This is a genomic window from Chryseobacterium taeanense (assembly GCF_900099685.1).
Taxonomy (GTDB): domain Bacteria; phylum Bacteroidota; class Bacteroidia; order Flavobacteriales; family Weeksellaceae; genus Chryseobacterium; species Chryseobacterium taeanense.
The window spans coordinates 200,362-220,337 of sequence record NZ_FNDW01000003.1 but is presented as its reverse complement, the minus strand read 5'-3'; the positions used below and the strand labels follow the sequence as shown (position 1 = coordinate 220,337).

Annotated in this window: 20 protein-coding genes; 12 read left to right on the top strand and 8 right to left on the bottom strand. The window is 35.1% G+C overall.

Annotated elements, in window-relative coordinates; all coding sequences use genetic code 11:
- The first annotated feature begins 28 nt into the window (after positions 1 to 28).
- From BLR30_RS06510 to BLR30_RS06500, 3 genes are all read left to right on the top strand, one after another.
- Entirely contained in the window at positions 29 to 2,617 is a 2,589-nt protein-coding gene (locus tag BLR30_RS06510; protein WP_089856538.1) for a putative LPS assembly protein LptD, read from the top strand.
- Positions 2,618 to 2,685: 68 nt separating this feature from the next.
- On the top strand, positions 2,686 to 3,066 hold the full coding sequence (locus tag BLR30_RS06505) for a RidA family protein (RefSeq protein ID WP_089856294.1): 381 nt from the start codon (positions 2,686 to 2,688) through the stop codon (positions 3,064 to 3,066).
- Complete coding sequence (locus BLR30_RS06500) at positions 3,066 to 3,518, top strand: hypothetical protein (RefSeq protein WP_089856293.1); 453 nt, start codon at positions 3,066 to 3,068, stop codon at positions 3,516 to 3,518. The genes BLR30_RS06505 and BLR30_RS06500 overlap by 1 nt, the downstream gene beginning before the upstream one ends.
- Before the next feature lie 65 nt (positions 3,519 to 3,583).
- Here the strand turns inward: BLR30_RS06500 and BLR30_RS06495 are convergent, their stop codons facing one another.
- Entirely contained in the window at positions 3,584 to 5,116 is a 1,533-nt protein-coding gene (locus tag BLR30_RS06495; RefSeq protein ID WP_089856292.1) for a trypsin-like peptidase domain-containing protein, read from the bottom strand.
- A 320-nt stretch (positions 5,117 to 5,436) separates the two neighbouring features.
- Here BLR30_RS06495 and BLR30_RS06490 point away from each other — a divergent pair, with 320 nt between their 5' ends.
- Genes BLR30_RS06490 through BLR30_RS06480 form a run of 3 tightly spaced genes read left to right on the top strand, consistent with a single transcriptional unit; the run spans position 5,437 to position 7,501 of the window.
- The gene (locus tag BLR30_RS06490) at positions 5,437 to 6,687 is read left to right on the top strand and encodes a peptidase U32 family protein (RefSeq protein WP_089856291.1); all 1,251 of its coding nucleotides are present in this window, start codon (positions 5,437 to 5,439) and stop codon (positions 6,685 to 6,687) included.
- Positions 6,687 to 6,917 carry a ferredoxin gene (locus tag BLR30_RS06485; protein ID WP_042722999.1) on the top strand — a complete coding sequence of 77 codons (231 nt, stop codon included), beginning with the start codon at positions 6,687 to 6,689 and terminating at the stop codon, positions 6,915 to 6,917. Before BLR30_RS06490 ends, BLR30_RS06485 begins: the two co-directional genes overlap by 1 nt.
- 35 nt (positions 6,918 to 6,952) lie before the next feature.
- On the top strand, positions 6,953 to 7,501 hold the full coding sequence (locus BLR30_RS06480) for a 5-formyltetrahydrofolate cyclo-ligase (protein ID WP_317041388.1): 549 nt from the start codon (positions 6,953 to 6,955) through the stop codon (positions 7,499 to 7,501).
- Here the strand turns inward: BLR30_RS06480 and BLR30_RS06475 are convergent.
- Together BLR30_RS06475 and BLR30_RS06470 are read right to left on the bottom strand one after the other, a co-directional pair.
- The gene (locus BLR30_RS06475) at positions 7,447 to 8,031 is read right to left on the bottom strand and encodes a hypothetical protein (protein ID WP_089856290.1); all 585 of its coding nucleotides are present in this window, start codon (positions 8,029 to 8,031) and stop codon (positions 7,447 to 7,449) included. The genes BLR30_RS06480 and BLR30_RS06475 overlap by 55 nt on opposite strands.
- On the bottom strand, positions 8,015 to 9,178 hold the full coding sequence (locus tag BLR30_RS06470) for a hypothetical protein (protein ID WP_089856288.1): 1,164 nt from the start codon (positions 9,176 to 9,178) through the stop codon (positions 8,015 to 8,017). Before BLR30_RS06470 ends, BLR30_RS06475 begins: the two co-directional genes overlap by 17 nt.
- Before the next feature lie 184 nt (positions 9,179 to 9,362).
- Between BLR30_RS06470 and BLR30_RS06465 the strand changes: the two genes are divergently transcribed.
- Positions 9,363 to 9,629: a hypothetical protein gene (locus tag BLR30_RS06465; protein ID WP_089856287.1), complete on the top strand. Its 267-nt coding sequence runs from the start codon at positions 9,363 to 9,365 to the stop codon at positions 9,627 to 9,629.
- 89 nt (positions 9,630 to 9,718) lie between these two features.
- On the opposite strand, the gene BLR30_RS06460 is transcribed toward BLR30_RS06465, so the two are convergent.
- Both BLR30_RS06460 and rmuC read right to left on the bottom strand, forming a co-directional pair.
- Positions 9,719 to 10,483: a TrmH family RNA methyltransferase gene (locus tag BLR30_RS06460; RefSeq protein WP_089856285.1), complete on the bottom strand. Its 765-nt coding sequence runs from the start codon at positions 10,481 to 10,483 to the stop codon at positions 9,719 to 9,721.
- Positions 10,484 to 10,583: 100 nt separating this feature from the next.
- Positions 10,584 to 12,092 carry a DNA recombination protein RmuC gene (gene rmuC, locus BLR30_RS06455; RefSeq protein ID WP_394332368.1) on the bottom strand — a complete coding sequence of 503 codons (1,509 nt, stop codon included), beginning with the start codon at positions 12,090 to 12,092 and terminating at the stop codon, positions 10,584 to 10,586.
- A 150-nt stretch (positions 12,093 to 12,242) separates the two neighbouring features.
- On the opposite strand from rmuC, the gene BLR30_RS06450 reads away from it, so the two are divergent.
- The gene (locus tag BLR30_RS06450; RefSeq protein ID WP_089856531.1) at positions 12,243 to 12,902 is read left to right on the top strand and encodes an SGNH/GDSL hydrolase family protein; all 660 of its coding nucleotides are present in this window, start codon (positions 12,243 to 12,245) and stop codon (positions 12,900 to 12,902) included.
- Positions 12,903 to 12,916: 14 nt separating this feature from the next.
- On the opposite strand, the gene BLR30_RS06445 is transcribed toward BLR30_RS06450, so the two are convergent.
- From BLR30_RS06445 to BLR30_RS06435, 3 genes are all read right to left on the bottom strand, one after another.
- On the bottom strand, positions 12,917 to 13,510 hold the full coding sequence (locus BLR30_RS06445; RefSeq protein ID WP_089856282.1) for a hypothetical protein: 594 nt from the start codon (positions 13,508 to 13,510) through the stop codon (positions 12,917 to 12,919).
- 15 nt (positions 13,511 to 13,525) lie between these two features.
- The gene (gene pncB, locus BLR30_RS06440) at positions 13,526 to 14,704 is read right to left on the bottom strand and encodes a nicotinate phosphoribosyltransferase (RefSeq protein ID WP_089856280.1); all 1,179 of its coding nucleotides are present in this window, start codon (positions 14,702 to 14,704) and stop codon (positions 13,526 to 13,528) included.
- A gap of 87 nt (positions 14,705 to 14,791) precedes the next feature.
- Complete coding sequence (locus tag BLR30_RS06435; protein WP_089856278.1) at positions 14,792 to 15,268, bottom strand: Dps family protein; 477 nt, start codon at positions 15,266 to 15,268, stop codon at positions 14,792 to 14,794.
- A gap of 137 nt (positions 15,269 to 15,405) precedes the next feature.
- Here BLR30_RS06435 and BLR30_RS06430 point away from each other — a divergent pair, with 137 nt between their 5' ends.
- The 4 genes from BLR30_RS06430 (at position 15,406) to fusA (ending at position 19,959) form a co-directional block, all read left to right on the top strand.
- Positions 15,406 to 16,776, top strand: coding sequence for a hypothetical protein (locus BLR30_RS06430; protein ID WP_089856275.1), 1,371 nt, complete (start codon positions 15,406 to 15,408; stop codon positions 16,774 to 16,776).
- 145 nt (positions 16,777 to 16,921) lie between these two features.
- Positions 16,922 to 17,335: a 30S ribosomal protein S12 gene (gene rpsL, locus BLR30_RS06425; protein ID WP_027381287.1), complete on the top strand. Its 414-nt coding sequence runs from the start codon at positions 16,922 to 16,924 to the stop codon at positions 17,333 to 17,335.
- A gap of 23 nt (positions 17,336 to 17,358) precedes the next feature.
- Complete coding sequence (gene rpsG / locus BLR30_RS06420; RefSeq protein ID WP_072883914.1) at positions 17,359 to 17,835, top strand: 30S ribosomal protein S7; 477 nt, start codon at positions 17,359 to 17,361, stop codon at positions 17,833 to 17,835.
- 6 nt (positions 17,836 to 17,841) lie between these two features.
- Positions 17,842 to 19,959 (top strand): elongation factor G, encoded by a 2,118-nt coding sequence (fusA, locus tag BLR30_RS06415; protein ID WP_089856272.1) that lies wholly within the window; start codon positions 17,842 to 17,844, stop codon positions 19,957 to 19,959.
- The last annotated feature ends 17 nt before the right edge of the window (positions 19,960 to 19,976 follow it).

The following is a 19,976-nucleotide window of genomic DNA, read 5'->3' as shown; positions in this document are numbered from 1 at the left end:
TAATTATACCATAAATATAACAAATAAATTGGCCAAAACCGTCTCCAAAAATATATTACAAATTTTAATTATCCTAATTTTTAACAGTTTTTTAGCACAGCAAGCTCCTGAAAAACTGACTGAAAATACGGTTAATGATACTATTGCTAAACGAGATACGATTGTTCTGAAAAAAGAACCTCTGGAGGATGTTCTTCGTACCAAAGCAGACTATAACCGAAGAGATTTTCAGAAAAAAATGATTTATCTCAATAAAAATGCTCAGGTAAAATATCAGGATGTACAGATCGATGCAGATTATATTTCCATTGATGAAACCAAAAGTCTTATGTATGCCCGCGGGAAACAAGACTCTTTGGGGAAGTATATAGAACCTGCTGTCATTACACAAGGCGGGAAAAAGTATGAAACTGATGAATTTCAGTACAATACAAAGACTAAAAAAGCCATCGCTTTCAATGCGAGAACGGAAGAGAATGAAGGGGTAATTGTTGCCGAAAAAACAAAAAAATATAATGATTCTGTTTTTGCCATGAGAAGGGCAAACTATACAACAGATGATTATTTTATCAAGAAGAAAGATACGGCTGCGGATTATCATTTGCGCGCTTCCAATATTAAATTGGTTAAAACTAAAAATAAGTCTTCGATTATTTCCGGACCTATTCAGATGTATATAGAACAGGTTCCGACTCCTTTAATAATGCCTTTTGCGATCTTGCCTTTTTCGGATAAAAGGTCTGCCGGAATCCTCATTCCGAGTTTTGGGGAAAGGCAGGATGTGGGGTTTTTCCTCAACGGCTTAGGTTATTATCAACCAATCGGCGAGCATTTCGACCTTAAAATTCTTTCGGATATTTATACGAAGGGAAGCTGGAATTTACGTCCGGAAATGAACTATATGAAAAAATACCGTTATTCGGGAAACTTTTCTGCAGACATCGGAACGGCGGTAAGAGGAATTAAAGGTCTTGATGATTACAGTAGAACAAGTACTTACAGAATTGCCTGGAGGCATACACAGGATACCAAAGCAAATCCTTTCCTGAATTTTTCGGCATCTGTAGATATTGTGAGTACAAAATTCTACAACAATACACTGAACAATAATTATATTTTAAATCAAAACGTATTAAATACACAACAAAACTCTACGGTGACAATCACCAAAAGATTTTTGAAATTGCCGTCAACTATTACGGCGACCGCTTCGTATTCCCAGAATTTTGCGACCGGATTGTCAGATCTTCGTCTGCCGCAGATGAATGTGGCGATCAATCAGTTTTATCTTTTTAAATCTAAAACAGGAACTAGAACTGGTTTGCTGGAAAATATTACGGTGAATACGGGACTTAACCTTACCAATTTTGTGCAAACGGATGAAGGAGAGCTTTTCACTGCGGCAATGTGGGACAAAATGCAGACCGGTTTAAAAAACAATATTACATTAGGTACCAATACGACTATTGCGAAATATTTTACGTTCAGTCTGGGAGCGAATATTGACAATGCTTTAACGACAAAGACGGTTGATAAATTTTACGATCCGATCCAAAATGTGGTGGTCACTGAAACCAATAAAGGAATCGCAGGATATTCCACTTTTTCCACAACAGCAAGCCTTCAGACAACATTGTACGGACAGGCCAATTTCAAGAAAGGATCAACTATTGAAGCGATCAGACATATGATGACACCGAGTATCGGATTTACTTATTCTCCTGATTTCGGAGGTTCCGGTTTCGGATATTATAAAAATTATTATGATGCGAATGGAGCTTTAACGCCTTATTCTATATTTGACGGAGGAATTATCGGAAGCCCAAGCAGCGGAATGGTTGGTGCGCTAGGATTCAACATCGGGAACAATATTGAAATGAAGGTAAAGTCTAAAAGTGATTCTACGGGAGTAAAGAAGCTAAAGATTTTTGAATCATTAAATCTTTCCGGGAGCTACAATTTTGCGGCAAAAGATCATCCTCTTTCAATTATTACAATCAACGGACAGTCTTCATTTTTCAATAATAAATTAAATGTAAATACAAGCTTATCTTTAGATCCCTATAAAATCGTTTATCTTCCGGGGCAGGATGTTGGAATCAGGACAGAAGACCTTGGAGGGTTCAGTGTTCAGGGATTCAATGTTCAGCTTTCTTATCCTTTAAGTAGTGAAATTTTTGGTGAAAAAACTGATTATGCCAAAAAATATAAGGCGAAAGGGGAGGTGAGAAATGAAAATTATTATTTTGATGACGATAATTATGCCCACTTTAATCAGGCTTGGACATTAAATGTAAATGCCAATTATGCCTTTACCAAAAGTTATGCTTCAAGAACTCCGACAAGGCTGGCCTCTGTAGGGCTTGACGGGAGTATTAAGCTTACCCCGTATTGGAACATCAACGGAAGTACACATTATGACATGGTAACAAAGCAGCTGGCGTACACCAGAATTGGTTTTTCGAGAGACCAACGAAGTTTTACAATTAATTTCAACTGGGTGCCATTTGGCCAATATAAGGTGTATGACTTCTTTATCGGAATCAAAGCGAACATTTTAAGTGATGCTTTAAAATACAAAGACAGAAGTTTTACTCAGCCGAATGCACCATTCTAGCATTAGATTTGATATTTGATTATAGAAATAGAATATAAATTTTATATTTGCACCCAAAATAAATTCTAATGAAAAAAATAATCAACACTGTAAATGCTCCTGCAGCTATCGGACCTTACTCACAAGCCAACATGGCAAACGGAGTTTTGTATATCTCCGGCCAGATTCCTGTAGATCCTACAACAGGCAAATTGGTGGAAGGGATTGAAAAGGAAACGCATCAGGTAATGAAAAACCTTGAGGCTATTCTTACCGAGGCAGGGATGACTTTTAAAAATGTTGTAAAAGCTACGATCTTCCTTAAAAATATGGATGATTTTGCTGTAATGAATGATATTTATGCGTCTTATCTGGATGCAGAAAGTTTTCCGGCTCGTGAAACAGTACAGGTTTCCTGCCTGCCGAAAAATGTGGATATCGAAATTTCTATGATCGCTCATCAGGATTAATGAATTTTATAAGAAATACAATTGCGCTTATCGTGGGACTGGGAATTGCCGGGCTTACCATCACTCTTGGTATAAGAGTGTTTCCGCAATGGGTAACTTTCGATGCTTTTGCCCCGTTTGAACACTGGCAGCGATTTCTTGAAAGTATGCAGAACAATGATGCATTCTTTGGTTTTCTTTTATTTATTTCCGGGCTGGGAACCACTATAGGGGGAGTTGTAACAGCAATGATCGTTAAATATGCTAAAGTGGCTTACGCAATTCTGATAGGGTTTATTATGCTTTTTCTTGCCATGCTGGATGTTATCGTTTTTCCTTATCATCCTACATTTTATAAAATTTCAATTTTCCTTACTTTTTTTCCTTTTTCGTGGATCGGAGGTAAAATTGTAGAAATTATTTATGAACGGCAAAAGAAAAAAAGAACCTCCGAAAAGATAAATCAATCATAAACTAAAACGAAAATCGCTGCAGTCTTGCAGCGATTTTTTGTTGATATGAATGTTAAGTTGATTTCTTATGGCATTTTGAATCCTCTGGTATAAATCTGACCGTAACCATCCACAAATTTTACCGATACATTTCCTGAATATTTATCAAGAATTTTTTCAACATCTTTTTGTGAATTGACAGGTTTTCCATTAATTTCCATAATAATGTAGTTGTCTACAATTCCAATTTTAGCGATCTCACCGCCTTCTGCGACATTTTTGGCAACAACCCCGCTATTTAGGCCAAAGTTTGTTTTAACTCTTTCGTTAAGTGGTTCGAACTCGGCACCGATTTTCTCACTAACACTAAGATCTGCCTTTGTTCTCGTGCTGGTTCCTCCTTTTTGATCTCTCAATGTAACTGTTGCAGTATTTTCTTTACCATTTCTCAAATAAGTTACCACAACTTTATCTCCAGGACGTTTGCTTCCGATGGCAACAGATAGATCTGCATAATCAGTTACCGGAGTATTATCAATTTTAGTGATGATGTCACCTGTTTTTATTCCTGCATCCTCAGCGCCACTATTGTCACCAAATCCAATTACATATACTCCTGAACCAGGTTTAATGTTAGTCTTTTTCTCTCTGTTATAAAGCGCTATTTGCATATCGTTGGATAGATCTAAAGACTGAACCCCAAGGAATCCTCTTTGAACGATACCGAATTTTTTGATATCTTCAATAATTTTTCTGGCTAAATTGGAAGGTACTGCAAATCCATATCCCTGATAATAGCCTGTTGTAGATTGGATTGCTGAATTGATACCGATCAGGTCACCGTTCGTATTCACAAGCGCTCCTCCTGAGTTTCCAGGATTGATTGCAGCATCTGTCTGAATAAAACTCTCAATAGGATTAGCTGCTTTGCCTTCGCTTTTTAATATTCCGATCCCTCTTCCTTTGGCAGAAACAATACCGGCTGTTACAGTGGAATTTAATCCGAGTGGATTTCCTACTGCAAGTACCCATTGTCCGACTTCAATATTATCGGAATTCGCAAAATTCAGATAAGGTAATCCTTTTTCCTCTATTTTTAGTAATGAAATATCTGTATTCGGGTCTGTACCTACTAATGTGGCAATATAAGATTTTTTGTTGCTTAAAACGACTTCCAGTTTATTGGCACCTGCCACAACGTGATTATTTGAAATAATGTAACCGTCAGGCGAAATAATCACCCCTGAACCCATTCCCGATGGCATATTGTCAGGAGTCTGCTGTTGCTGACGTTGTCTTTGCTGGCCTCTGCCTCCAAATGGATCTCCAAAGAAAAAATCGAAAAGATCCTGCTCAGAAGCACGGTTGGCTGTTCTTGACTGATAGTTTTTAATAGTAACTACAGCCGGAACTGTTGTTTTGGCCGCTTTCACAAAGTCATCACCTACCGCAGCAGAATTCATGCCTGCAAAACTTACATTGGAAGCAGACTTCGTAAAGTATGACTGGTCGGTGTTGTCGGAATCATGATTGAAATATTGTAATGTTCCAACGGTAGTAGCTCCCGAAATTACACCTACTACAGCAAATGGTAATAGTTTTTTTAAAGTACTCTTCATTGTATATCTTCTTTATTGTTTTTAATTATTTTATACACTTTTCGTTTTTATTGTAAACAAATTTAATGCTAAATATGTATGCAGTTGGTATGTTTTGTTTCAATTTTAACTAAAATTTAACAGGAATAGGAATACTTTGTGCATTAAGTCATAATTGTCTTTTTTAATTAACATTTATTAAAATATTATTAAAGACAAAATGTCATATACTAAGATATGTTTTAATGATTAAAGTTAAAACATCATAGAGCATGTGATTTTGCCTGATAAATATTCTCAATTGAAAATTGCTTATCTTTGCAAAAATTTTCTCTGAAAGAATGACAAAAAGCGGAAAAATAGAACTGATGTCTCCTGCAGGCGATTTTATATCCCTTCAGGCAGCTATAGATAATGGAGCAGACTCTGTGTATTTCGGAGTAGAACAGCTTAATATGCGTGCAAGAGCAACGATGAACTTCACGATAGAGGATCTGCCGGAAATTTCCAGAAGATGCGAAGAAAAAGGGGTGAGAACATATCTTACGCTTAATACGATCATATACGATCATGATCTTTCTATCATCAAAACCCTTCTTGATAAAGCTAAAGAGGCAAATCTTACTGCTGTAATTGCAATGGATCAGGCAGTTATTGCCTATGCAAGACAAATTGGCATGGAAGTGCATATTTCGACACAAATCAATATCACAAATATTGAAACAGTGAAATTTTACGCTCTTTTTGCAGATACAATGGTGATGAGCCGTGAGTTGAGTATTTCGCAGATTAAAAAAATCTGTAGCCAGATTGAAAAAGAACAGGTAAAAGGCCCGTCAGGAAATCTTGTTGAGGTTGAAATTTTCGGACATGGAGCTTTATGTATGGCCGTTTCAGGAAAATGTTATTTAAGTCTGCATTCTGCCAATTCTTCTGCCAACAGAGGTGCTTGCAAACAGAATTGCCGTAAAAAATATACTGTTATCGATCAGGAAACCGGGTTCGAAATCGAACTGGATAATGAATATATGATGTCTCCAAAAGACCTTTGCACAATAGGTTTTTTAGATGAAATTGTAGATGCGGGTGTTAAAGTTCTTAAGGTAGAAGGAAGAGGAAGAGCTCCTGAATATGTTGCGACAGTAACGAAATGCTACAGAGAGGCTATCGATTCTATTGCAGAGGGTACTTTTTCTCAGGAAAAGGTTGCTGAATGGATGACGCAGCTGGAAACAGTTTATAACAGAGGTTTCTGGAGCGGTTATTATCTTGGTCAGGAATTGGGAGAATGGTCTTCAAATTCAGGTTCGAGCGCTACACAAAAGAAAGTTTATATTGGAAAAGGTAGACATTTCTATCCGAAATCCAACATCGCTGAATTTTTAATTGAGGCTTATGATCTGAACGTTGGTGACAGTGTACTGATTCAAGGTCCTACAACAGGTTCTCAGGAAATGGTGATTGAAACGATGATGGTTGATGAAAAAGGAAATTCTGAAAAAGCGACAAAATCGGATGTAATTACTTTTCCAACTAAATTCCGTGTGCGACCAAGTGACAAGCTTTACAAAATTGTAAAAGAAGTTAATTAATGGTTATCGTAACGCTTCAAAGAGATAAATGTATCGGCTGTAATTATTGTGCGGAATTTGCTCCTGAATATTTCAGGATGTCTAAAAAAGACGGAAAATCGGTATTACTGAAAACAGTTGATAAAAAAGGTTTTTACACACTTAAAACGCCGAATCCCGAAGCTTTGGAACCGTGTGATAAAGCAGCGAAAGCTTGTCCGGTAAAAATTATTTCAGTAAAAATGATCTGATTGCTATGCTAAAAGCCGAGCTTAGAAAAAAATATATGCAGAAAAGAAAAGCCTTGTCAGATGATGAGGCTTTCTTGTTATCCGAAAGGGTTTTTGAAAATTTTATAAATTATTTTAAACCTGTTTCGGGAGATAAAGTCCATATTTTTATTCCTATTTTCAGGTTCAAAGAAATAGACACAAGGCTCTTCATTAATTATTTTTTCAGCCGTAATATCCGTGTATTCGTCCCTAAAATAGTTGATACAAAGTTGATTTCTGTAGAAATTTTTGAAGATACGGTATTTGAAATCAATCAATGGAATATTTCAGAACCTGTTTCTAATGAAGATTCCAAGGTTTCTTTTTTTAATTATGTTATTACACCACTCTTGTATTGTGATCATAAAGGTAATAGAGTAGGCTACGGCAAAGGTTTCTATGACGGTTTTTTTGAAAATATTTCGAAAGAATCAAAAAAAATCGGAGTTAATTATTTTAACCCCGATGAAAATATCGATGATGTCTGGGAAAATGATATTCCGCTAGACTATCTTGTAACTCCTACTGAGGTGCTGTCTTTTTTTAGCAATGGATTGGAGTAGAAATTCAGGAAGAAAAATTTAAATTCTTTTTTTGTATTAGGAGTTGAAACCAGAATATATTGTGCATTCTTCTCAAACGTACCGATTGACTTATTTTTATTGTCAAAATACTCCACATTAAACTTGGCGAAATCCAGCGTGTCACGATTGTGCATATCCTTATAAACCTCAAGATTATTCACTTTAACGGTTTTTACCTTTAGACTGTCTAATTCATGAAACAGGTTTTTAAAAGTAAGACTGTCTGGCTTATGAAAATAACTTTGCATCTGTGAATAGATTACTGTGTCTATTTCCGTATTTCTATTTCCGGATAAATAAAGGGTAGAGAGATCAAGAAGTTCCTGAACTTTCTGCTTGGTGATAAAGTTAATTGCCTGTGCGCTATCCATCTGCACGGCAGGATAGGTTTTGGTATTATTGCTGTTTCTGAGCTTATCAAGATCGCTTATTTCTGTTTTTTTATTGTTACAGGAAACAAATGCAAGAAGCAATAGGGTGAAAACTAAAAAGTTATTTATTCTTTTCATCTGTTGCAATTTTAAATTTGATGGAGATGATTTTTCCGTTATTATCTTTTTTCATTTCTATTACACTTAAATTCTTCAGTGAAGTTGTAGGGGTTGTGACCAGAGTGATATATTTCTGCTTGTCCAGTCTTTCTATGCCATAAATATTATTATCATATATCTGATAAATAACTGCATTATTGCTTATAAGGCTTTCCAGTTGGTTTCTTTTTCTTTTAAGCTCCTCAGGATCTCCATTTGCATCTTTGATCGAAAAATAATAGGCTGCCATCTTATAATCATCCGGTTTTAATTCTATGATTTCTTCATCCGGGGCATTTTCAAGGCTTCTGTTGATTTCCAGGTATTCATAAAAAGGAGAACTGATCTGCATTTTCAGATTTTTGTCTTTGGTCGAATAATAAAAACATTCTCCGGGCTTTATTTTATAAAGAATAGGAGATTCATTTTCCTTAATGACTTTTATTTCCAAAGTATTCACTACACCCAGACCGCGGTCTGCATCGGTAAAACAGTATTTATAGGTTTTTGAAAAAATAACATCCTTAAAACCTAATAATCCTGTAAGAACAACCAGAACGGAAGTGATAAGAGCCCAGGCGTTCTTTTTAATAAAACTTTTTTTCGGTTTTTGTTCTTCCGAATTAGTTTTGGTATTTATATCTTTATTATGTATAATTGATTGATTTTCAGTATTTGATTTTTGTAAAACTTCATTATCGGCTGTTTTTTCTTCCTGTTTTTTTAGTGTAATGTCATTTTGAGGAAGGTTGGGAGCTGTAAAAACTATTTTTTCAATTTCCTTAAGATCATCATCGTCTAAATCTTCATCATCTTTCAGCAATTCTCCTGCAAAAAGATGTTGTTTCTTAAATTCATACCATGAGTCGTAGCCTGCATAAATACTCAATAAATTGAGCATATCGATTCTTGGTAATTTTGTGACAGGTGAATTTTTAAAATAGGTATAAAACGATTTTTCGCTAATGTTTCCTTTAGCTTTTTTTCGGAGATCTTCCTGAAAATATATAATGTCAATTCCCTTCCATTTAGAAATATCATCATAGGAAGGGGTGTATTCTTTCAAATATTGAGCCTGGACATCCTTTTTTAGCTGCTCAAAGTGTAATATATCTAAATCCGTCAATGTATTCTAAAATGATTAAATTATTGATTATCAGTTGTATTTATTTGTAAATCTATTTTACAAAGGTATTACAATTATTTTTCCTACACAAATTTTCTATCTGCCATACCTTTGTCTTGTTCAAATAATAGAACAGAGAAAAGATTTTATAAAACAATATTAACAAAATTAAATTTAATTTATTATGAAAAAGTCATTATTCGTAGCTGCTATCGCTGCTATCTCTCTAGTTGCTTGTAAAAAAACTGAAGCTAACTCTACTGAAGGATCTGTAGATTCAGTTAACGCTGCTGCTGATTCAGCTAACGCTGCTATCGATTCTACTGCTAGCGCTACTGTAGATTCAGTAAAAGCTAACGCTGATGCTGCTAAAGATTCAGTAAAAGCTGATGCTAACGTAGCTAAAGAAGAAGTAAAAGCTGAAGCTAAGAAAGAAGAAGCTGCTAAATAATTAGACAAGCTTTAAAAATAAAAGAACCGCTCACCCAGTGATGCGGTTTTTTTATGCCTTAAAGTTTAAATAACTAATAGTTATTAAATTTATCCTTTCTGTCTCAGGGCTTCATAACAAGTAATCGCAACAGCATTACTCAGATTCAGAGAGTCTATACTACCTGACATAGGAATAAGCGTATTCATTCCTTTGCCGATCCAAAAATCACTCAATCCTGAATGTTCTGTTCCAAATATTACCGCGGACTTCTTTGTGAAATCTCTTATATGAAGATCCTGTGAATTTCCATCCATAATGGTTGTATAGATATTAAATCCGTTTTGGGTAAGAAATTCCAATGTTTGTTCATTCTCTGATTGAAATACTTTCATTCCGAAAAGACATCCGACGCTGGATCTTATAACATTGGGATTGTAAAAATCTGTTTTTCCGTCGGAAACAATCAGTGCGTCAATTCCGAAGGCTTCACAACTTCTTAAAATTGCTCCCAGATTACCGGGTTTTTCTACCCCTTCAACAACAATAATCGTAGAATTTTCTTTTGGGATAAATGAAAATAGATCAGCTGCTTTTGTTTTGTAAATACCGATAATACCTTCTGAACTTCCGCGATAGGCTATTTTTTCATAAACTTTGTCACTCACCAGATGTATTTTCGCTTTGGGAAGATCTTTCTGAAAGATGTTTTCACATATAAAAAACTCAACAGGCTCAAAACCGAATTTCATAGCACGGTCATTTTCCTGTTGGCCTTCAACGGCAAAAACCTCTGATTTTTTCCGAAATCTGTTGTCTGTAAGAAGTTTAGTGATGTATTTTACCTTTTCGTTCTGAAAGCTTTCTATTAACATTCCGCAAAATTATGCAAAATTATTTTTAAGAGCATTTAAAACTGTTTTTTAGAAAATAAAAACTCCGATCAGCAGACCAGAGTTTCTTTAATTTGAGCTTCTATTCTTCAGAAATGTTCAGAGAAATCTGAGAATTGTCAATGAGACTTTGAGGAAGATCTTTTTTATTTTTTATACCAAGAGATTTCAGTTTTTGTGTTTGTATGACGAGATTGTCATTTCCTGTAGAAAGTTGTTTGTAAGCATCATTATAAACATTTTTTGCCTGATCGAGATTTCTTCCCAGCTTTTCGAGGTTTTCTACAAAACCTACAAATTTATCATAAAGTTTTGCGCCACGATCTGCAATTTCCATAGAATTTCGGTTCTGATATTCGCGTTTCCAAAGATCAGCGATCAGTTTTAATGAAGTGATAAGATTGCTTGGATTAAGCAATAATATTCTTCTTTCGTAGGCGTAATTCCATAAATTTTGATCTGCCTGCATGGCGGCGATATATGCCGGTTCACTCGGGATGAACATCATGACAAAATCCAGAGATTTTCCATAATCGTCATATGCTTTCTGGCTCAGCTGTGTAATGTGATTTTTAATGGAAGACAGATGCTGATTAAGTTTCATAATATATACATCCTGATCGGTTTCGTCTACAAGTTCAGTGAAAGCGGTAAGGGAAACTTTAGAATCGATAATGACATTTCTTTCATCCGGATATTTTATGACAGCATCAGGACGCATTTTTTTACCGGAAAACTCTGAAAACAACGCTTTGTTGTCTTCGTCGCGTAGTTCATGTTCCAGAAAATATTCTCTTCCTTTCACAAGACCGGATTTTTCCAGAATGCTTTCAAGAATCATTTCTCCCCAATTTCCCTGCGTTTTGCTTTCGCCCTTTAAAGCACGTGTTAATTTCTTTGCATCTTCGGAAATCTGCTGATTAAGCTCGGCAAGTTCCTTCACTTTTTCAGCCAGAGAAAAACGTTCTTTATTTTCTTTTTCATAAGCCTCATTAACGCGGTTTTTGAGATCTGTTATTCTTTCCTGGAAAGGTTCGAGGATTGTTTTAAGATTATTCTGATTTAAAGTAGTAAACTTTTCTGTCTTTTCTTCCAGGATTTTATTGGCAAGATTTTCAAACTGCAGTTTTGATTCTTCCTGAATTTTTGTGATTTCTTCTTTCTGCGTTTCAAGAGATTTCTGCAAACTTTCATTGATAGCCGAAAGTTCAGAATTTTTCGCAAACAGAGATTGTTTGTCATTTACAAGACTTTCTATCTGTGATAATTGTTTGGCATTAATTTGCTTTTGTTCCAAGAACTGAGACTGTAAAGAAGTGTATTCTGCAGAAATTCTTGAAAACTCGTTTTTAAGATCATTAAATAAATCAGACTGTTGTAGGTTTATCTTTTTTTCTTCGCTGATGGTTTGCGTCAATTCCTGGATTTTAATGTTTGAATTTTCCAGATCAGAATTGTTTTTAATATATAAATTGTTCAGCTCATCGTATGAACTTCTCGACACCATTGAAGATTTCAAAGCAAAATACAGAATGATTGCTCCAACGACTCCTCCTGCAATACATCCGATAATTAAATAAGTCATTTCCATGTTTCAAAATTACAAAAAGGAAACTTTATTTTTTACGGAAATCCTTAAGTTTTATTTTAAAGAAAAATTGTTGTTTATTTTTATTTTTGTATTTGTAAAATCAATTTGTTTTTCGTTATTTCAAGTATTCAAATATTAAAATTAGATTTAATGAAATTTTTAATCGTTTCAGCCATTATGTTTTCAGCTATAGTATCGGGTCAGGATTTTGCCAATTATGCAAAATATGAAAAGCAGAATATTGAAATATTATCTAAAAAGGTAGCTCCGAATACCGTTTTCATGGGCGATTCTATTACAGAAGGATGGTTTTCTACAGATCCTGCGTTTTTCACGAAAAACAATTTCGTGGGAAGAGGAATCAGTGGGCAGGTGACTTCGCAAATGCTTTTAAGATTCAGGGAAGATGTTATTAAATTGAAGCCAAAACGTGTGGTGATTCTTGCCGGGACGAATGATATTGCCGAAAATCAGGGACCGATTTCTTTGGATAAGGTTTTTGGAAATATAGTTTCTATGGTTGAGCTTGCGAAGGCGAATAATATCAAAGTTGTTCTTTGCTCCGTTCTTCCGGCTTATGATTTTGGCTGGAGAAAAGATATGCACCCGGCTGAAAAAGTAATTGTCCTCAACAAAATGATTGAGAACTATGCAAATACACACAATATTCCTTATGTGGATTATCATTCTGAAATGAAAGATTCACGTAACGGACTTGATAAAATTTATACTGAAGATGAAATTCATCCGACTGCAAAAGGCTATGAAAAAATGGAAGCTATTTTGATGAAAAAGCTGAATAAAAGCTAGACTGAATATACTTTTTATGCAGAAACGAAAAGAAAAAAATATAAAACATCCAATAACGTTGCTAAAAAGGTTGCTATAAAAACTGCCAGGTTTTCTCTTGTTTTATTTACGATCATTCTTATAATCCAATAGTTTATGATATAAACCGGAATAAGGAGGAAAAAATTAAAAGCTACCAGGAAATTCATTTTATAAATTGCAATGATTAGCAAGATAAAACTGATTACAGAAGAAGTAAGAATCGCATAGAAAGCTTTTAGTAATGTTATAGAATCTACTTTTAAGTTTTCAATATTTTTATGAATATGTGCATATTTAATATTAACAAGCTCTTCTATCTCTTTCTCTGATAGCAAATCTGATTTTATTAAAGAAAAACATTCTTGCTTTGAATATTTGGCCATATAATGCTGATGGATTTCTCTTATAAGTCTGTTACGCTCATCCTGTAGCTTTTTTTGGTTCTCTATTTTGAGCATAAAATTTTCCATAGAATCCCTCCTGGAAATTTCTTCTAAAAGATCTTGGCTTGCTTTGCCTTGATAATCTATTTGATTTTTATAAGATTCTATCAGATCTTTTTCAGAGAATTTACTGTAAAAACTCATGGTTATTGAATTTTATTAATTTTGAATCCTTAAGAATTCTTTAGCCAACTCGATCATTTTTGGATCTCCTGTATATTTTCCATGTTCGTCGGAGAGCTTTACGGTCGGGATCCATTCATGATTAGGAGCCTGAACGCCGATCAGCTTCATCACGATATTCATCGGTTTTAAGCCTACGTCATTGGTAAGGTTGGTTCCGATTCCGAACGACACGCCAATTTTTCCTTTACAGTAGTTGGTGATTTCTTCTACTTTTTCGAGATTTAAGCCATCAGAGAAAATAATATATTTGAATAAAGGATTAATGCCATGTTTTTCATAATGAGCAATTGTCTTATCTGCAAACACTAAAGGATCTCCGCTGTCGTGACGTACTCCATCGAAAAGCTTGGCAAATTTTTTATCGAACTGCTGAAAGAAAACATCTGTCGTATAAGTGTCCGAAAGAGCGACACCCAAATCACCTCTGTACACATCTACCCAATGTTCTAATGCCAGTTGATTTGCCATTTTAAAGCCATATTCTGCAGCGTGAAACATAAACCATTCGTGAGCGTGTGTTCCGATTGGTTTTACGCCATATTTCATTGCAAAATGTACATTTGAACTTCCGATAAAAGTTGAATCTTTCTTTTGTGTCAGGGTTTCCATGACCATGTTCTGGACTTTATAAGAATGTCTTCTTCTTGTGCCGAATTCAGCAAATTTTACTCCCAGTTTTGCCAGAGTTTCCGCTTTTTCAGAGGTTTTACTGATTACCGTTTCGTTGGAATCTCTCTCCAAATGGTTCATTTCGTAGTGGAGTTCGCTGATGAGTGCAAGCAAAGGAACTTCCCAAAGAATTGTTCTGTACCAAAGCCCTTCCACGATTACAGATAAATCACTTCCTTCCTGATGAATTTTAACCTCTGTCGGATCGAAATGATAGCCTTCCAGAAAATCGAGATAAGGAAGATCGATGTAAGGACATGTTCTTGCCATAAATTTTTTCTCTTCTTTGGTGAGTTTAAGTTCTGCCATTTTATTGACTGCTTCTCTTAAAGCCACATCGAACCCTTCCGGAAACTGATGTTTTCCTCTGTTGATGAATTCGTATTTTACTATAGAACCTGGGAAGAGTTTCACCACTGCATTTTGCATGGTTATTTTATAGAAATCATTATCCAATATGGAATTCAATCGTACGTCGTGCATAATTGTGTAATTTATACGCAAATTTAATTATAAAAAATAAAATCACCTAAATGTAAGGTGATTTTTTTAATTTTTTCTGATAAAATATTATTTTCCAAGATAAGAATTATACATCCATACTTCTTTTTCCTGTTCAGTGATGTAGTCGCTCATCTGGGAGTTGGTACCTTCATCGCCTGCTTTTTCAGTAATGTCTAAAAGTTCTCTCTGAAGATCAATTACAACTTTAAATGAATTTAAAATAATCTCTACACTTTTTGCCCCGTCGCTTACTTCCTGACTTTCTTTAATTGTTGCTACTTTTAAGTAATCAGAATAGTTGTGTGCCGGTGTTGCTCCTAAGGTTAAAATTCTTTCTGCAATTTCGTCGATTTTTAAAACCAAGCTGTTATACAGTTCCTCAAATTTCGGATGCAGTGTGAAAAACTGATCTCCTTTAATGTTCCAGTGTGAACCTCTTGTGTTTTGATAGAACACGGAATAATTTGCCAAAAGGATATTGAGTTTTTCTGAAATTTTTTTACAGTCGTCTTCTTTAAGACCAATAATGTTCGCGTTTTTCATATTAATTTAGTAGTTTATTTTCTGTAACAAATTTATGTAAATATTGTGCCGAAATCCATAAATCGTGATTGATGATAGCTATTGCGAAATTTTTTTAAATAAGTTTACTTAATATTGCAGCAAAGAAAATTAATGCTATGTTGAAATATAAAATATTGGCTGTCATAATAGTTATTGTATATTTTTTACAAACCTTTTTTGTTTCTTTCGGAGGTGTTGGTGCAGACAGTCTTTCATATTTTGGTATTGCGGCGGATCTTCCTGCTCCGAAAACGAATCTTTTTCCTTTAGGATATCCGGTTTTACTGAGATTAGCTCATTTTTTTTCTGAAGATTATTTTTGGGCTTCAAAAATTCTGAATGCATTGTTCACGATTATCATTCTGTTTTTTTCTTACTATAAGAAATTTTATTTTAGGGAAACGGTGCTGGTTTTCGCCGGGAAAACATTTTATTTCGTCTTTTTTAATGCAATGTCTGAAGGTCCTTTTATTTTCTCTATGTATTTCTTATTGTTTTTTTTACATCAGATATTTTCTGAAAATAAGAATCTTTATATAAATGCCTTCGGAGCTTCAATGATGATGATCTGTATGTTTTTTTTCAGATATTCAGGGGTTTATATTTACCTTTCTATTGTGTTGTTTGTGATTCTATTCTTTTTTAAATTAAAAGAAAAGACATATTTTAAAGCGCTGATTCTATTTATTATCATCTCAGGATTGGGAATAGGAAGTTACTTGTCGTTGAATTATTTTCATTTTGGAAGCTTTACGGGAGAAGGACTGAGAGGAAAAGCAGGCGATCATTCCTTTCTGCAACTGATAAGAAACCTGTTTGGTCTTGTAAATGCAGTCGATCCTTTTATTGCAATAAAACCGATTTCCAGTAGTTTCGGAAGTATTGCTTTTCAGTTTGTGGTTTTTGTTATAGACCTGTTTATTTTTCGCTATATGCTTCAATATTATAAGAAGGCAAAAGAGACTTCTTTGTTTAGTTTTCATATTCTTTTGTGGATCATGGCAGGGTTTTATGGAATTGCTTTATTGGTTTCAGGATGGTTTCAGCAAATTGAGGAAATGGGCGTGAGGCTCATGGCTGCTTCTAATTTTTGCCTTTTCTTTTCATTTCTTATTTTCTATTTTAAAAACAATAGTTCGGATAAAATGATTTGGAGAATAAGTTGTTTCTTTTTTGTCTTCCTTGTTTTGTATGGATTAAAAGATCCTGGCTATTATCTGGAAAATAAAAATAAGATTGAACCTCAAATGTCTAAATTTAAAGATAAAACATACCTTTATAATGATGAGAAAAATAGTATAACGGCTACAACATATTATTTCCCCATCATTAATAAATCTTTTAAATATAATCACACCAACAAACAAAAAGGTAAGCTTAAGGAGGGTATTGCAGGAACTCTGAATCCTAAAATAAAATGGATAAAAGAAGATACTGTTCAGGATAAGTCTAAAGTTTTATACACTTCACAATTAAAGCTTAATTGATTGATTAAAAACTATTTTCACTTCAAATGCTCTGTTTATGGGATTATTGTTAATTAAAATTTAATAAAGATTATAATTTCTGCATAACTGCTTGTTAATTAAAAAAATATTATTATTTTTGCACCCTAAAATAAAAAGCAATTAAATGCCTACTATTCAACAATTAGTAAGAAAAGGAAGAGCCACGCTTGCCAAGAAGAGCAAATCGGCTGCCCTTGATTCTTGTCCACAAAGACGTGGTGTATGTACGAGAGTATATACTACTACACCGAAGAAACCTAACTCTGCACTTAGAAAAGTAGCAAGGGTAAGACTTTCTAACGGTAAAGAAGTTAACGCCTACATCCCGGGCGAAGGACATAATCTTCAGGAGCACTCGATAGTATTGGTAAGAGGCGGAAGGGTGAAAGACCTACCGGGAGTACGTTACCACATCGTAAGAGGTGCATTAGACACTGCAGGTGTAAATGGAAGAACACAGAGAAGATCGAAGTATGGAGCGAAGAGACCTAAACCAGGTCAGGCACCAGCTGCACCAGCAAAAGGAAAGAAAAAGTAATCATTAAATAAGGTACAGAAACAATGAGAAAGACAAAAGCGAAAAAAAGACCGTTGTTACCAGATCCGAAATTTAATGATCAATTGGTAACAAGATTCGTAAATAACTTAATGCTTGACGGTAAAAAGTCAATCGCATTCAAAATTTTCTATGATGCATTGGATATCGTAGAAACTAAAAAAGGAGATACGGAAAAAACAGCCCTTGAAATCTGGAAAGATGCATTAACTAACGTAATGCCTCACGTAGAAGTACGTTCCAGAAGAGTAGGTGGTGCTAACTTCCAGATCCCGATGCCAATCAGAGCCGACAGAAAAATTTCTATGGCAATGAAATGGTTAATCAAATATTCTAAAGCTAGAAATGATAAGTCTATGGCTTTGAAATTAGCTAACGAAGTTGTAGCTGCTTCAAGAGAAGAAGGTGCCGCTTTCAAAAAGAAAACAGATACTCACAAAATGGCGGAAGCGAACAAAGCGTTTTCACACTTCAAATTCTAATCTGAAATGGGAAGAGATCTTAAATTTACAAGAAATATTGGTATTGCTGCTCACATTGATGCAGGAAAAACTACCACTACAGAAAGGATTTTATTCTATACAGGTGTAAACCATAAAATTGGAGAAGTTCACGATGGTGCTTCTACAATGGACTGGATGGAACAGGAAGCAGAAAGAGGTATTACCATTACTTCTGCTGCAACGACTTGTAACTGGAATTTCCCAACAGATCAGGGTAAGAAATTACCTGAAACAAAACCTTACCACTTCAACATTATCGATACACCGGGACACGTTGACTTCACAGTAGAAGTAAACAGATCTTTGAGAGTATTGGACGGATTGGTATTCCTTTTCTCTGCTGTAGACGGTGTAGAGCCTCAGTCTGAAACAAACTGGAGACTTGCAGACAACTACAAAGTTGCGAGAATGGGATTCGTAAACAAAATGGACAGACAGGGTGCTGACTTCTTGAACGTTGTAAAACAAGTAAAAGAAATGTTAGGATCTAATGCAGTTCCAATCGTTTTACCAATCGGTGCTGAAGAAGATTTCAAAGGTGTTGTTGACTTAATTAAAAACAGAGCGATCATCTGGGATGAAGCTGGACAAGGTGCTACTTATGAAGTAGTTCCGATTCCGGAGGACATGAAAGATGAAGTTCTTGAATATAGAGAGAAATTAGTAGAAGCTGTAGCTGATTATGATGAAACTTTGATGGAGAAATTCTTCGAAGATCCGGATTCAATTTCTGAAGAGGAAATCAACGAAGCTCTTAGAAAAGCTACTATCGACCTTTCTATCATTCCAATGACTTGTGGATCTTCTTTCAAAAACAAAGGAGTACAGTTCATGCTTGATGCTGTTTGTAAATATCTTCCTTCTCCATTGGATAAGGATAATATCGCAGGAACAGATCCAAGAACTGACGCTGAGATTGAGAGAAAACCATCTGTTGATGAGCCTTTCGCTGCATTAGCTTTCAAAATTGCTACTGACCCATTCGTAGGTAGATTAGCATTCTTCAGAGCTTATTCAGGAAGATTGGATGCTGGTTCTTATGTTTTGAACACAAGATCTGGTAACAAAGAAAGAATCTCAAGAATCTATCAGATGCACGCAAACAAACAAAATCCGGTTGAATATATCGAAGCTGGTGATATTGGTGCTGCTGTAGGATTTAAAGATATCAAAACAGGAGATACATTATCTGATGAAAAGAACCCAATCGTTCTTGAATCTATGATCTTCCCGGATCCGGTAATCGGTATCGCTGTTGAGCCTAAAACTAAAGCTGACCAGGATAAAATGGGTAACGCTTTGGCTAAATTAGCTGAAGAAGATCCAACATTCCAGGTTAAGACTGACGAGGCTTCAGGACAAACAATCATCTCTGGTATGGGTGAGCTTCACTTAGATATCATCGTAGACCGTATGAGAAGAGAGTTCAAAGTTGAAGTTAACCAAGGACAGCCGCAGGTAGAATACAAAGAAGCTCTTACTCAAAAAGCTAACCACAGAGAGGTTTACAAAAAGCAATCCGGTGGTAGAGGTAAATTTGCTGATATCGTATTCGAAATCGGTCCTGCAGATGAAGGTAAAACAGGTCTTGAATTCGTTAATGAAATTAAAGGTGGTAACATTCCAAAAGAATTTATCCCTTCAGTTGAAAAAGGATTCAAAGAGGCTATGAAGAATGGTCCGTTGGCAGGATTTGAAGTTGAATCAATGAAAATCGTATTGAAAGACGGATCTTACCACCAGGTTGACTCGGATCAGCTATCTTTCGAATTAGCAGCTAAAATGGGATTCAAAGAATCTGGTAGAGCAGCTAAAGCGGTGATCATGGAACCAATTATGAAACTGGAAGTTGTAACTCCGGAAGAATATATGGGTGATATCGTGGGTGACCTTAACAGAAGAAGAGGTACTGTAAACGGTATGGATGATAGAAACAACGCTAAAGTTATCAAGGCTTTCGTTCCGCTATCTGAAATGTTCGGTTATGTAACTTCTCTTAGAACGTTATCTTCTGGTAGAGCAACATCTTCTATGGAATTCGAAAAATACGAAGCTGCTCCTACAAACGTTGCTGAAGATGTAATCGCTAAGGCTAAAGGTTAATATTAAATTAGATTAAA